Source organism: Bradyrhizobium algeriense (assembly GCF_036924595.1).
GTDB lineage: Bacteria > Pseudomonadota > Alphaproteobacteria > Rhizobiales > Xanthobacteraceae > Bradyrhizobium > Bradyrhizobium algeriense.
This window is the reverse complement of record NZ_JAZHRV010000001.1, coordinates 3,939,860-3,952,578: the sequence shown is the minus strand read 5'-3', so window position 1 is coordinate 3,952,578 and position 12,719 is coordinate 3,939,860. Positions and strand designations below refer to the sequence as shown.

Genomic DNA, 12,719 nt, shown 5'->3' with positions numbered 1-12,719 from the left:
AAGTAGATGCATCTCCGACTATGAAGTCTTGCAAGTCCAGCGCCAAATTGCCATTCGGGTTGGGACGGTCCTTGCAAGAGGATGGCATTCGCAACCGCGCCTTCGCAAATCAGGTGGGATTATGGACCAAACGCAGGCGATCTGGATCAGGGATCCCCTCTCCATTCTCGCTGACGGCGCCGAGCGCGGCCTCGTGGTCCGCGGCGGCAAGATCGTCGAACTGGTGCCGCGCGGCCGGGAGCCGGTGACGGCAGATGCCGTCACCTACGACGCCGGTAGCCATGTCGTACTGCCGGGGTTGATCAATACCCACCATCATTTCTACCAGACGCTGACGCGGGCACTTCCGGCGGCGCTGGACCGCGAACTGTTCCCGTGGTTACAGGCACTCTATCCGGTCTGGGCGCGGCTGACGCCGGAATCGCTCCATTTGGGTGTCACCGTAGCGATGTCAGAACTGCTGCTGTCGGGCTGCACCACCACGACCGATCACCATTATGTGTTTCCGGCCGGGCTTGAGGACGCCGTCGACATCGAGGTCGCCGCCGCCCGGCGGCTCGGCATCCGCGTGCTGCTGACGCGCGGCTCGATGAACCGCTCGCAGAAGGATGGCGGGCTGCCGCCCGACACCGTGGTGCAGGACGAGGATACGATTTTGGCCGACAGCGAACGCGTGGTGGCGAAACACCATCAGCGCGGCGAGGATGCGATGACGCAGATCGCGCTGGCGCCATGCTCGCCGTTTTCAGTGACAACCTCGCTGATGCGCGAGACCGCCACACTTGCTGACAAGCTCGATGTCCGCTTGCATACGCATCTGGCCGAGACCGAGGACGAGAACAAGTTCTGCGAGCAGATGCATGGCTGCCGCCCGCTGGATTATCTCGAACAATGCGGCTGGCTAAATGCACGAACCTGGCTGGCCCATGGCATCTTCTTCAATTCCGACGAGATGAAGCGGCTCGGCAAGGCCAAGACCGCTATCAGCCATTGCGCATGCAGCAACCAGATCCTGGCGTCGGGTTGCTGCCCGGTCTGCGAGATGGAGGAGGCGGGGGTTTCGATCGGGCTCGGCGTTGACGGCTCGGCGTCGAACGATGAGTCCAACCTGATGCAGGAAGTCCGCGCTGCCTTCCTGCTGCAACGGGCACGCTACGGTGTCGGCCGTGTCAGCCACAAGGACGCGCTGCGCTGGGCCACGAAGGGCTCGGCGGCCTGCATCGGGCGGCCCGAGCTCGGCGAAATCGCGGTCGGGAAGACCGCCGACCTCGCGCTGTTCAAGCTCGACGAACTACGCTTCTCCGGCCATGGCGACCCCTTGGCTGCACTGGTGCTATGCGGTGCGCATCGCGCCGACCGGGTGATGGTCGGCGGACGCTGGGTGGTGGCGGATGGAGCGATCCCAGGTCTCGACCTGTCAGACCTGATCCGCCGCCACAGCGCCGCCGCGCGCGCGATGCATCAGGGGTAAGGATTCCCCGATGTGCCATTGCACATCTGAGGCCTGCCCCAAGAGGCGCATCCGGAAATGACGAGCAGAGATTTGCGATGGTCGATTTCCAACTAGATCTTGCGTTTTCGGATGGAGCGAGGCCCCATTCCTACTTTGCATGGGGCTGTTTTCGCAATTTTGCTGTCCCTCGAAGCGACCCGACCTCTCCCCGCAAAAGGGCGGAGAGAGGTAAGAGCGACGGGCCGTCCTACTTCCCGGAAATCTTCTCGTCGATGCCCTTTACGTAAAAATTCATGCCGAGCACCTGGCCATCGTCGAGATGGGTGCCGCCCTTGCATTCGACTTCCTTGCCGTCCTGGCCGACGATCGGGCATTTGAACGGCTGCAGCTTGCCTTCGATGATGGCAGCTTCGGTCTCCATCGCCAGCTTCTTCACGTCATCGGGCATGTTGGTGTAGGGCGCCATCACGACGAGCTTGCTCTTCAGGCCGCCCCAGAAATCTTCCGACTTCCAGGTGCCGTCGAGCTCAGCCTTGACGCGCTGGATGTAGTAGGGGCCCCAATTGTTCATGGTCGAGGTGAGCTGCGCCTTCGGTCCGAACTTGATCATTTCGGAATCCTGGCCGAACGCCAGCTTGCCGCGCTCGGCGGCGACCTGCATCGCGGCAGGGCTATCGGTGTGCTGCATGATGATGTCGGCGCCCTGGTCGATCAGCGCCTTGGCGGCGTCGGCCTCCTTGCCGGGATCGAACCAGGTGTTGGCCCAGATGATTTTGACCTTGATGTTGGGGTTGATCGTCTGTGCGCCGAGCATGGTGGCGTTGATGCCGGAGATCACTTCGGGAATCGGGAACGAGGCGATGTAGCCGAGCACGCCGGACTTCGACATCTTGGCAGCGATGATGCCCTGGATGTAGCGGCCCTCATAGAACCGCCCCGAATAGGTCGACATGTTCTTGTCGCGCTTGTAGCCGGTCGCGTGCTCGAAATGCACGTTCGGATACTTCTTGGCGACCTTCAGCGTCGGCTCCATGTAGCCGAACGAGGTGGTGAAGATCAGCTTGTTGCCCGCGCGTGCCAGTTGCTCGATCGAGCGTTCGGAGTCCGGGCCTTCGCTGACGTTCTCGAGGAACGTGGTTTCGACCTTGTCGCCGAATTCCTTGACCATCTCGAGGCGGCCGAGGTCGTGCTGGTAGGTCCAGCCGAGATCGCCGACCGGTCCGAGATAGATGAATCCGACCTTGAGTTTGTCGGCGGCGGAAGCGCCGAACAGGCCTGCTTCGGTAACGAGCATCGCTGCGGCCGCCGCGATGAGAATCTTTTTCATGGAACTCTCCGTTTTACTGACGGGTGGACAGGTCTCTCCGATGCGCGGCGCCCCGTCGCGCGCGCTTCGGGCATGTTACCGGTCGGGCACGAACACGGTCCCGAGCGCCGCAGGCGCGGTCGAGCCGCCGGTTCGTGCACGTGAAATCAGGACAAGGACAATGACGGTCGCCAGATACGGCAATGCCGACATCAATTGCGAGGGAACGCCGACGCCCCAGCCTTGCGCATGCAGCTGCAGGATCGTCACCGCGCCGAACAGATAGGCGCCGATCACGAGGCGTCCGGGCAGCCATGATGCGAACACGACCAGCGCCAGCGCGATCCATCCGCGCCCGGCGGTCATGCCTGGAATGAAGAACGGCGTGTAGGCGAGCGGCAGATAGGCGCCGGCGAGGCCTGCGCAGGCGCCTCCGAACATCACCGCGAACATCCGGATCCTGAGCACGGGATAACCGAGCGCGTGCGCGGAAGCGTGATTGTCGCCGGCGGCCCGCAGGATCAGGCCGGCCCGCGTCCTGTAAAGGAAGAACCAGACGCCGGCGACCAGTGCCAGCGAGAGGTATACGAAGGCGTCCTCACCGAACAAAATACGCCCGATCAGCGGGATATCGGTGAGGCCGGGAATATAAAGATGCGGCGCCAGCGAAATCTTTTCGCCGACGAAGCGGGAGCCGATCAGGCCGGAAAGGCCGATTCCGAGAATGGTCAGCGCGAGGCCGGTGGCGACCTGATTGACCGCAAGTCCCAGCGTCATCAGCGCGAAGATCAGTGACATCAGCACGCCAGCGGCGATGCCGCACAGCGCGCCGATGATGACCGAGCCGGAGAGCCAGGCGCCGCCGAAGCCGCATGCCGCGCCGACGATCATCATGCCCTCGACGCCGAGGTTGAGCACGCCGGAGCGTTCGGTCACGAGCTCGCCGGTCGCAGCCAGCAGCAGCGGCGTGGAAGCCGCCAGCACGGCAAGGATGATGGCCTCAATGAGCCCCACTGGACACCTTTGGCGATGCGAAAATGAGATTGAACCGGTACAGGATGAGGGAATCGCAGGCGAGCACGTAGAACAGCAGAATGCCCTGGAAGACCTTGGTGACGTCCAACGGAATTTTCATTGCGATCTGCGCCTGCTCGCCGCCGATGAAGGTGAGCGCCAGGAAAAGTCCTGCAATTAGTATTCCAGCCGGGTTCAGCCGCCCCAGGAACGCGACGATGATCGCGGTGAAACCGTAGCCGGGCGAGATCCCGGGCTGCAGATGCCCGACGGGGCCTGCGACCTCGATGATCCCGGCAAGGCCTGCCAGCGCGCCCGAAATCGCGAAGGTCAGCAGGATCAACTGGTTGGAGTTGAAACCACCGAACCGCGCGGCGCGCGGGGCGGCGCCGACGACGCGGATTTCAAACCCCTTGATGGTTTTGCCGAGCAGCACCGCGCCTGCGGCGACCACCACGAGCGCGATGACGCCGCCAAGATGCAGCCGGCCGCCCTCGATCAGCAGCGGCACGGTGGCGACCGGATCGAACTCGGCCGTGGTCGGGAAGTTGAAGCCTTTCGGGTCGCGCCACGGACCGCGGACGAGGTAATCGAGCAGGAGATCGGCGACATAGACCAGCATCAGGCTGGTGAGGATTTCGCTGGCGCCGAACCTGACCTTGCAGATCGCCGGTATCAGGGCGTACAGCGCGCCGCCGATTGCAGCCAGCAGCATCATCGCCGGCAATACCCAGGGGCCTGCGTCGGTGCCCTGCGTCTTGACCGCGAGCCAGCTTCCGGCGACGGCACCGATCAGGAATTGTCCTTCGGCGCCGATGTTCCAGGCGTTGGCGAGGTAGCAGAGCGAAAGGCCGATCGCGATCATCACCAGCGGCGTCGCCTTCACCGCGATCTCCTGCAGCGAATAGCTGTCGGTCAGGGGATCGACGAAGTAGACGCCGAGCGCGGTGATCGGATTTTTGCCGAGGATCGCAAACAGGATGCTCATGGTCACCAGCGTCATGCTGATCGCGATCAGTGGCGAAACAAGCGCGATCGTGCTCGACCGCTCGGCGCGCTTTTCAAGCACCAACTGCATGCGCCGCCTCCTTCTGATCCAGACTGCTACCGCCCATCAGCAGGCCTAGTTTCTCACGGCTCGCATCGGAAGTTGGCAACGGCTCCGACAGCAGGCCGTGGAACATCACGGCGATGCGGTCGGTGATTTCAGCGAGCTCGTCGAGGTCCTGGCTCGTCACCAGCACCGCGGCGCCGCTGGCGGCGAGATCCAGCAGGGCCTGCCGGATCACGGCGGCCGCACCGGCGTCCACGCCCCAGGTCGGCTGGCTCACAACGAGGACCACCGGGTTGCGCAGGATTTCGCGGCCGACCATGAACTTCTGCAGATTGCCGCCGGAGAGGCTGGCGGCCTCCGGGTCGCGCTTGGCCTTGCGCACATCGAAGGTTTCGGTAGCGCGGTCGACGGTCTTCAGGGTCGCGGCGGTATTGACGAAGCCGTGCAGAACCATGCTGCCCGCGGCATGGCCGGTCAGCAGCGCGTTCTCCGAAAGTTTCATGCGCGGCACAGTGCCGTGGCCAAGCCGCTCCTCGGGAACGAAAGCCGCACCAAGCTTGCGCCGCCGCGTGATCGAAAGGTGCCCCGCGGCATGCCCGTCGATGACAATTGTGCCGGGGTCTTGTGCCAGCCGTTCTCCCGACAAGGCGGCAAAAAGCTCGTCCTGACCGTTGCCGGCGACACCGGCGATGCCCAGGATTTCGCCACCCTTGAGCTCGAACGAGATGTTCCGAAGCCGCACACCGTGCGGATCGTCCGGATCGAGGCTGAGGTCGTTGACGACTAGCCGCGGCACGGTGGCTTTCCGGTCGGCGGGCGCCCTCACTTCCTTGATCTCGCCGCCGACCATCATCCGCGCGAGCGAAGCCGCGGTCTCCGCCTTGGGATTGCAGGTCGAAATCCTTTTGCCGCCGCGCAGGATGGTGGCGGTGTCGCAAAGCCGCTTCACCTCTTCCAGCTTGTGGCTGATGTAGAGGATTGCGCGGCCCTCGGCCTTGAGGCGATTGAGCACGACGAAGAGTTGGTCGGCTTCCTGCGGCGTCAGCACCGCGGTCGGTTCGTCGAGGATCAGGAATTTCGGATTTTGCATCAGCGCCCGCACGATCTCGATGCGCTGGCGTTCGCCTACGGACAATTGCCAGACCTCGCGTTTGGGGTCGAGTGGAAGCCCGTAAACACGGGACACTTGCTCAAGGCGGGCCGACATGTCCTTGAAAGATTCCTTGCCGTCGAGCCCGAGGGCTACGTTTTCCGCCACGGTAAGATTGTCGAACAGCGAGAAGTGCTGGAACACCATGCCGATGCCGCGGCTGCGGGCTTCCGACGGTCCGGAGAGAACCATCTTCTCGCCTTGCCAGCGCATTTCGCCTTCGCTCGGCTGGATCAATCCGTAGATGGTTTTGACAAGAGTCGATTTGCCCGCGCCGTTTTCGCCGAGCAGCGCGTGTATCTGCTGCGGCCAGATATCGATGTCGATCGCTTCATTGGCGAGGAATGTGCCGTAGCGCTTGGTCAGGCCAACCGTCCGGAGCAGCGGCACTGCACCGGTGTGTAATTCGGCAGGCGTCGAATCCAGCATGCGTTGTCACGGTCAAGAGGAACGGATGCCTCAATACTGAGCTAGTTTAGGCGCGTGCGAAAGTAAGGGAAAGCGCCAGCCCTTGCTCAGAGCTACTTATCCCAAACCCCGGCATGCACCGCCGCGGCCTCGTCCTCGAGCAGCGGTCCGAGCACCTCGGTCGATCGCTGGCCGCGGCCAAAAACTTCCCGGCACGGCAGATCAAGCGTTGGGTTTTCCGGATGATTGCCGGTGAGATCCCGCAGCCGGTGTTCGCTCAGGCCGTAAACTAGTCGGCCGATGCCGGCCCAGTAGATCGCGCCGGCGCACATCGCGCAGGGCTCGGCGGACGAGTAGAGCGTAGTGCTGCGCAGCGTGCCCGGATCGAGCGTGGTGCAGGCCTGCGTCGCGAGCAGCCGCTCGGCATGCGCCGTGCCGTCATGGGAGGGCATGTAGCCGTTCTCGGCCTCCAGCAGCAAATTGCCTTCCCGGTCGACAAGAACAGCCCCAAAGGGATGGTTGCCGTGGGCCACGGCGCGGCGCGCGACCTCGAACGACAGCCGCAGGAAATGCGCGTCGCGCTCTGACGGGCTGAGTGCTGAAAGGTTCGCCATCAATGGGTTCCTCCGCGACTCCGCGCGGCGGTGGTGTTCGGGTTGACGATCAGACGACACATGAGGCTGATTCTACACCATTCCCTTGCCCGCGTCCGACCCGTGACGCCGTTGTCGCGCTTGGAGCACAAGAATGACGATCAGGGCCGAAAAGATGACGAGAAAGGATACAGCGCTCGTCAACGTTCCAAGCGCATAGATATCCGGCTTCGTTACGGTCGTCGTCAGGCCTTGCAACTCAAGCGGCAGGGTGTTGACGGACCCGATCGCCTGGCTGGAGCGCGCGAGTTCGTCCCAGGACAAGGTAAAGCCGAACAGACCAATGCCCACGACGGACGGCAATATAATTGGCAGCACCACATGGCGAAATGTCTGCCATGGCGTTGCACCGAGGTCGCGCGCCGCCTCTTCAAGCCGGCCATCGAACCGGTTGAAAATCGCAAACATGATCAAAAGGCCAAACGGCAGGGTCCAGGTAAGGTGCGCACCAAGGCCTGAAGTAAAAAGCCCCATTGCCGTCGTCCAGCCCTCGGCGCCGCTCTTGATGATGAAATCATCAAGCAACCGGAATTCCAGTGCGATGCCGAGCGAAGTGATGATCGACGGCATGATCAGGCTTGCGATGGCGACATAAAACAGGAAGGTCGCGCCGCGGAACGATTTGCGAAAGGCCATGCCCGCCGAAACCGAAAGCACGACCGTCAGGACCATGACGACGAGGCCGAGCTTGAGCGACCGCTTGAAGGCCGCACCGATGTCGACGATGCCGGCCCCGGCGAACACCTTGCCGAACCAGACCAGCGAAACGCCGTTCATTGGAAAGGTCAGGCCGCCGTCGGGGCCCTGGAACGAGAGGATGTAGATCGCAATCATCGGTCCGTAAAGAAACAGCACATAGGCCGCGAAGAACGCTGCCAGAACATAAAAGGATCGCGACCGCTTGTCGCCCATCTCATAGCTCCTTGCGGATATCGACGATCCGCGTCAGCGCCGAAATGATCATGATCGTGATGCCGAGCAGGATGACGGCGTTGGCTGCGGCCGCGGGAAATTGCAACGCATTGAGACGCGCCTCGATGATCTTGCCTGCGGAAGCGATTTGTTGGCCGCCCATCACGCCGATCGTGACAAAATCACCCATGACGATCGTGATCACGAAAATCGAGCCGATCACGATCCCCGGTTTTGCCAAGGGAATGATGATATTCACGAGGGTCTGCCACCCGGTAGCCCCGGCATCATAGGCGGCCTCGATCAACCGCTTGTCGATCCGGATCATCGAATTGAAGATCGGCACCACCATGAAGAATGTGAAGAGGTGGACGAGGGCCAGCACGACAGAGAACTCGGAGAACAGTAGCCATTCCAGCGGCTGCTGGATCAAACCCGAGCCCTGGAGTCCCTTGTTCACCAGTCCATTGCGGCCAAGAAGCGGAATCCACGCGATCATGCGGATCACATTCGAGGTCCAGAACGGAATCGTGCAAAGCAGGGAGAGTACGATCTGCCAGGTTTTGGATCGGACGTGGAACGCGAGAAAATAGGCAACCGTGAATCCGATCAGCAGCGTCAGAACCCAGGTCAGCAGGCACAATTTCAGGGTCTTCAGGTAGGTTTTCAGGATCGTGCACAGGCCGGGCAGTTCGGCGATGCACCCTTCGAACGTATCGGTGTAACCGCGGAGACTTAAGGCGGGGAGCATTTCATATTCATTATAGTCCCACGCACTGACGATCGTCACAAACACCAGCGGCAACATAAAAAACAGCGCGAAGATCAGCATCATCGGCGCGGCTTGAAGCCACGCGACAAAGGATTTGCGGTCTTGAAGCATTTGGAGGCCGATCTCAATCAAACCGGAGCGGGTCTTGCCGGGCGCGTTGGCCCGGCAACTCCCGGCGCGGCATCAAGCGGCGATGAATTCGTTCCACTTGCGCACCATGTAATCGTTCTCGTCCATGACGGCGTTCCAGCAGGCGACGCCGCCCATGCGGTCGTCGTAGGAGCCCCCGTCACGCTTGGAACCGGCTTTCTCCAGGATGGTGCCGTCGGGCGCCTTGATATCGCCGACAGCCGCCTTGCCCTCCATCCAGTAGCCCCATTCGTCCGCCGTCATATTGGCCTTGGCGGTGGACAGAACGGCCGAATAGTAGCCCTGGCGATTGAGATAGGCGCCAGCCCATCCCGATAGATACCAGTTCACGAATTCATAGGCCCAGTCGAGCTTCGGTCCCGAAACCGCCTTCGACACGCAGAACCCTGACGCCCACGAGCGATAGCCTTCCTTGAGCGGTTGGAACGTGCAGGCGATTCCCATCGAGCGCACCTTGGTGACCGCGGGAGACCACATCGACTGAATGACGGTTTCACCTGCGGCCATCAGGTTGACGGACTCGTTGAAATCCTTCCAGAAGGCGCGGAACTGACCGGCCTTCTTTGCCTCCGTCATGATCTTCATCGTCAGATCGATCTCGGCCTTGGTCATGTTGCCCTTGTCGGCATACTTGTGCTGGCCGGTGGCCTCCACCACCATCGCCGCATCCATGATGCCGATCGACGGGATGTTGAGGATTGACGCCTTGCCCTTGAATTCGGGATTGAGCAGTTCGCTCCAGGATGAAATCGGCCGCTTGATCAGATCCGGCCGGATGCCGAGCGTATCGGCATTGTAGACCGTGGGGATCAGCGTCACGAATTCGGTGGGTGTTGTCGAGAATTTCTTGGAATTGGCTCCCTCGAGGTAAAGCACCTTCCACGGCGCGGTGCCCTGGTCGCCGATCTTCTTGCCGTTGGGCAACTGACCCTTGGTGAACACCGGCGTGATGTTGTCGAATTGCTTGATCTTCTTGGCATCGAGCGCGAAAATATTGCCCGACGGCACCAGCTTCTTCAGCGAGAAATATTCCGTATCGAGCACGTCGAACGAGTTCGGCTGGGTGATGACACGCTTGGTCACATCGTCGGTCGTTACGGTGATGTACTCAATTTTGATGCCGGTATCTGCCAGGCATTTCTTCGATATCTCGTCTCCCGCGTTCACCGCGGTCCCGAGGTAACGCAACACTTTCGGGTCGGCCGAGTGGACATAAGGAAATCCGGTGATGGCGCCCGAACCTGCCGCCAGGCCGACCGCACCGGCCGCGCCCTTCAGCACGGCGCGACGGCTGACGCCACGATTGAATTTCGAAGATTTGCTCATGATCATCTCCCTAAGATGTCAAGCCGCCTTATCGGGCGGCGGGACGGTTACAGAACGACTGGTCATCAATGGGCTTGCCTGCGCCGGGTCCCAGGTGGCGAGAACACGCTCACCGACGGCGTAGTTGGCCGCGTCGAATTGATCTTCGTTGAGTTGGACCGAGATATCGGTTCCGCCTTCGGCGGCAATCGCGATACGGATATAGGTCCCCTGGTATTCGACCTCGCTGACGGTGCCCGCGATCGACGGACCGTCGAAGGCTCGGCCCGGTCTTCTCAGCTTGAGGCGATCTTCGCGAACCGCAAAAATTTCGTTGCCGATGGCGATGACGTTGTGGCTGCCGATGAATTTCGCCGTGAACTCGGTCCGGGGATGGTTGAATATTTCACGCGGCGAACCCTGCTGTTCGATCCGGCCGCCATTCATCAGAACCACGATATCGGCGAGCGCCATCGCCTCGTCCTGACCGTGCGTCACATGAATGAAGGAAATCCCAAGTTCGCGCTGCAGCCTTTTCAGCTCGGTTCGCATCCGCAGCCGCAAAAACGGATCGAGCGCCGAAAGCGGCTCGTCCAGCAGCAGGATCTGAGGCGAGGTGATCAGCGCGCGCGCGAGCGCCACGCGCTGCTGCTGGCCCCCGGAAAGCTGCGCCGGCAGCCTCGCCGCATAGGCCTGCATATCGACGAGTTCCAGCAGCTTTCTGGCTTCGGCATGGCGCTCCGCCTTGGCAACGCCTTTCATCTTCAAGGCAAAGGCAACGTTGTCGATGACGGAGAGATGCGGGAACAGGGCATAGGACTGGAACATCATCGCCGTGCTTCGGCCGGCGGGCGGCAGGTCCGTCACATTCTTCGGCCCGACAAGGATGTCGCCTGAAGTCGCCGATTCATGACCAGCCACCATGCGCAAGGTGGATGTCTTGCCGCAGCCGGACGGCCCAAGCAGGCAACAATAGGAGCCGGCGGGAATCTTGAGGTTGATGGCGTCAACGGCGGTGACGCCGCCGTACTTCTTCGTCAATTGCACCAGTTCGAGCGCTGCCGTGGTCGTCATCCGTACCATTCCGCACTGTCTTGCCCAGGACCCGGCGACCTTGGCGCCGGGAACGCTATCCGGAATTGGATGCAACAGATGTGCCAAAAATTGCGACAGATGAGTCAAAAAGTGGGCAACCGGGAATGTTTATGAAGGCGACCGCGTTTCCCTAGTCCAAGTCAGGGAGGAAGAGTGATCAATTGGAGGCGCCGGTAGCCGTTACGGCTTGCCATATCTTTTCGCCGGCCCGAAGATGTCCAGGGGGAAGAGCATGCGCACAACATCGGTCGACGTCGTTCGCATTGCCACCAAAGGCCCCGGTGATGTCTCCGGCCTGCTGGGCTTGATCGAGCAAGGCAAGATCGATCCAAAGTCGATCGTCGCGATACTGGGCAAAACCGAAGGCAATGGCGGCGTCAACGATTTCACGCGGGAATACGCCGTTTCCGCGCTCAGCGCTGCCCTGGCGCCCTTTATTGATCTGCCACCGCACCGCGTGGAGCAGCGGATCGCGTTCGTGATGTCGGGTGGTACGGAAGGCGTGCTTAGTCCGCATATCACCGTCTTCACGCGTGACAGCGCTGCGAATCGCGTTTCCCCCGACATTTCCGAGAAACGCCTCAGCATTGGGATGGCGCACACGCGGGATTTTTTGCCCGAGGAGATCGGGCGCAGCGTGCAGATCAGGGAAACGGCAAGGGCGGTGGCCGCGGCCATGGCCGAAGCTGCCATCGTCGATCCGCAGGATGTCCATTTTGTGCAGATCAAGTGTCCGCTCTTGACTAGCGACCGCGTCGAAGCGGCAGCGGCCCGTGGGAATAAGACCGTTACAAACAGTGCATACGGTTCGATGGCGTATTCGCGCGGGGCATCGGCGCTGGGAGTAGCGGTCGCCCTTGGCGAGATCGAGGGCGAGATTGACGACGAGCACGTCCTTCGGCGGTTCGATCTGTTTTCGTCGGTAGCATCCACATCGGCCGGCATCGAGCTGATGCACAATGTGGTCATTGTCTTGGGCAATTCGACATCGTCGGCCGCCCCGTTCGAGATCGGACACGCCGTGATGCGCGACGCAATTGATTCCACAGCCGTGATCAAGGCGTTGAAAAGCGTGGGACTGCACATCGAAGACGGGTCCGGGCCGCCGATGGCGAGCCGCCAACTTGTCAACATCTTCGCCAAGGCGGAAGCCTCGCCAAACGGTAGCATCCGCGGATCTCGTCACATCATGCTTGAGGATACGGACATCAGCTCAACCCGGCATGCCCGCGCTGCTGTCGGCGGATTGATCAGCGGCTTGTCGGGAACCGGCGCCGTCTATGTTTCTGGCGGGGCCGAACATCAGGGCCCGCCTGGCGGCGGACCCGTAGCCGCAATCGCCCGGCTATCAACAAAATAATTCCGACTGAGTATTGGGCTTTTCTTGCAGTAAGGAGCGGTCAATTTCGTCTTATTGCTGCTGCAGGGCGAAAGCAACGCCGCGCAC

Annotated in this window: 11 protein-coding genes; 2 read left to right on the top strand and 9 right to left on the bottom strand. The window is 61.5% G+C overall.

Going from position 1 to position 12,719, the window contains the following annotated elements; all coding sequences use genetic code 11:
* Positions 1-121: 121 nt before the first annotated feature.
* A complete protein-coding gene (locus tag V1286_RS19310) occupies positions 122-1,471 on the top strand; it encodes an 8-oxoguanine deaminase (protein WP_334481768.1) in 1,350 nt (449 codons plus the stop codon).
* Positions 1,472-1,700: 229 nt separating this feature from the next.
* Here V1286_RS19310 and V1286_RS19305 read toward each other — a convergent pair whose 3' ends face one another.
* From V1286_RS19305 to V1286_RS19265, 9 genes are all read right to left on the bottom strand, one after another.
* Positions 1,701-2,780 (bottom strand): BMP family ABC transporter substrate-binding protein, encoded by a 1,080-nt coding sequence (locus V1286_RS19305; protein WP_334481766.1) that lies wholly within the window; start codon positions 2,778-2,780, stop codon positions 1,701-1,703.
* Between the two features lie 75 nt (positions 2,781-2,855).
* Positions 2,856-3,773, bottom strand: coding sequence for an ABC transporter permease (locus tag V1286_RS19300; RefSeq protein ID WP_334481764.1), 918 nt, complete (start codon positions 3,771-3,773; stop codon positions 2,856-2,858).
* Positions 3,760-4,851 (bottom strand): ABC transporter permease, encoded by a 1,092-nt coding sequence (locus V1286_RS19295; RefSeq protein WP_334481762.1) that lies wholly within the window; start codon positions 4,849-4,851, stop codon positions 3,760-3,762. Before V1286_RS19295 ends, V1286_RS19300 begins: the two co-directional genes overlap by 14 nt.
* Positions 4,835-6,406: an ABC transporter ATP-binding protein gene (locus tag V1286_RS19290; RefSeq protein ID WP_334481760.1), complete on the bottom strand. Its 1,572-nt coding sequence runs from the start codon at positions 6,404-6,406 to the stop codon at positions 4,835-4,837. The genes V1286_RS19295 and V1286_RS19290 overlap by 17 nt, the downstream gene beginning before the upstream one ends.
* A gap of 92 nt (positions 6,407-6,498) precedes the next feature.
* Positions 6,499-6,999: a nucleoside deaminase gene (locus tag V1286_RS19285; protein WP_334481759.1), complete on the bottom strand. Its 501-nt coding sequence runs from the start codon at positions 6,997-6,999 to the stop codon at positions 6,499-6,501.
* A gap of 72 nt (positions 7,000-7,071) precedes the next feature.
* Positions 7,072-7,950 (bottom strand): ABC transporter permease, encoded by an 879-nt coding sequence (locus V1286_RS19280; RefSeq protein ID WP_334481757.1) that lies wholly within the window; start codon positions 7,948-7,950, stop codon positions 7,072-7,074.
* 1 nt (position 7,951) lies between these two features.
* Positions 7,952-8,833, bottom strand: a complete 882-nt coding sequence (locus tag V1286_RS19275; RefSeq protein ID WP_334481756.1) for an ABC transporter permease — start codon at positions 8,831-8,833, stop codon at positions 7,952-7,954.
* A 72-nt stretch (positions 8,834-8,905) separates the two neighbouring features.
* The gene (locus V1286_RS19270) at positions 8,906-10,204 is read right to left on the bottom strand and encodes an ABC transporter substrate-binding protein (protein WP_417021161.1); all 1,299 of its coding nucleotides are present in this window, start codon (positions 10,202-10,204) and stop codon (positions 8,906-8,908) included.
* Between the two features lie 12 nt (positions 10,205-10,216).
* Positions 10,217-11,251, bottom strand: a complete 1,035-nt coding sequence (locus V1286_RS19265; protein ID WP_334481752.1) for an ABC transporter ATP-binding protein — start codon at positions 11,249-11,251, stop codon at positions 10,217-10,219.
* 253 nt (positions 11,252-11,504) lie between these two features.
* Here V1286_RS19265 and atzD point away from each other — a divergent pair, with 253 nt between their 5' ends.
* A complete protein-coding gene (gene atzD, locus V1286_RS19260; RefSeq protein ID WP_334481751.1) occupies positions 11,505-12,632 on the top strand; it encodes a cyanuric acid amidohydrolase in 1,128 nt (375 codons plus the stop codon).
* Positions 12,633-12,719: the final 87 nt, after the last annotated feature.

Excerpts from the sequence above, each read along its gene's own strand:
- V1286_RS19310 (WP_334481768.1), top strand. The coding sequence starts at position 122 with ATGGACCAAACGCAGGCGATCTGGATCAGGGATCCCCTCTCCATTCTC.
- V1286_RS19305 (WP_334481766.1), bottom strand. The coding sequence starts at position 2,780 with ATGAAAAAGATTCTCATCGCGGCGGCCGCAGCGATGCTCGTTACCGAA.
- V1286_RS19295 (WP_334481762.1), bottom strand. The coding sequence starts at position 4,851 with ATGCAGTTGGTGCTTGAAAAGCGCGCCGAGCGGTCGAGCACGATCGCG.
- V1286_RS19290 (WP_334481760.1), bottom strand. The coding sequence starts at position 6,406 with ATGCTGGATTCGACGCCTGCCGAATTACACACCGGTGCAGTGCCGCTG.
- V1286_RS19285 (WP_334481759.1), bottom strand. The coding sequence starts at position 6,999 with ATGGCGAACCTTTCAGCACTCAGCCCGTCAGAGCGCGACGCGCATTTC.
- V1286_RS19280 (WP_334481757.1), bottom strand. The coding sequence starts at position 7,950 with ATGGGCGACAAGCGGTCGCGATCCTTTTATGTTCTGGCAGCGTTCTTC.
- V1286_RS19275 (WP_334481756.1), bottom strand. The coding sequence starts at position 8,833 with ATGCTTCAAGACCGCAAATCCTTTGTCGCGTGGCTTCAAGCCGCGCCG.
- V1286_RS19270 (WP_417021161.1), bottom strand. The coding sequence starts at position 10,204 with ATGATCATGAGCAAATCTTCGAAATTCAATCGTGGCGTCAGCCGTCGC.
- V1286_RS19265 (WP_334481752.1), bottom strand. The coding sequence starts at position 11,251 with ATGACGACCACGGCAGCGCTCGAACTGGTGCAATTGACGAAGAAGTAC.
- atzD (WP_334481751.1), top strand. The coding sequence starts at position 11,505 with ATGCGCACAACATCGGTCGACGTCGTTCGCATTGCCACCAAAGGCCCC.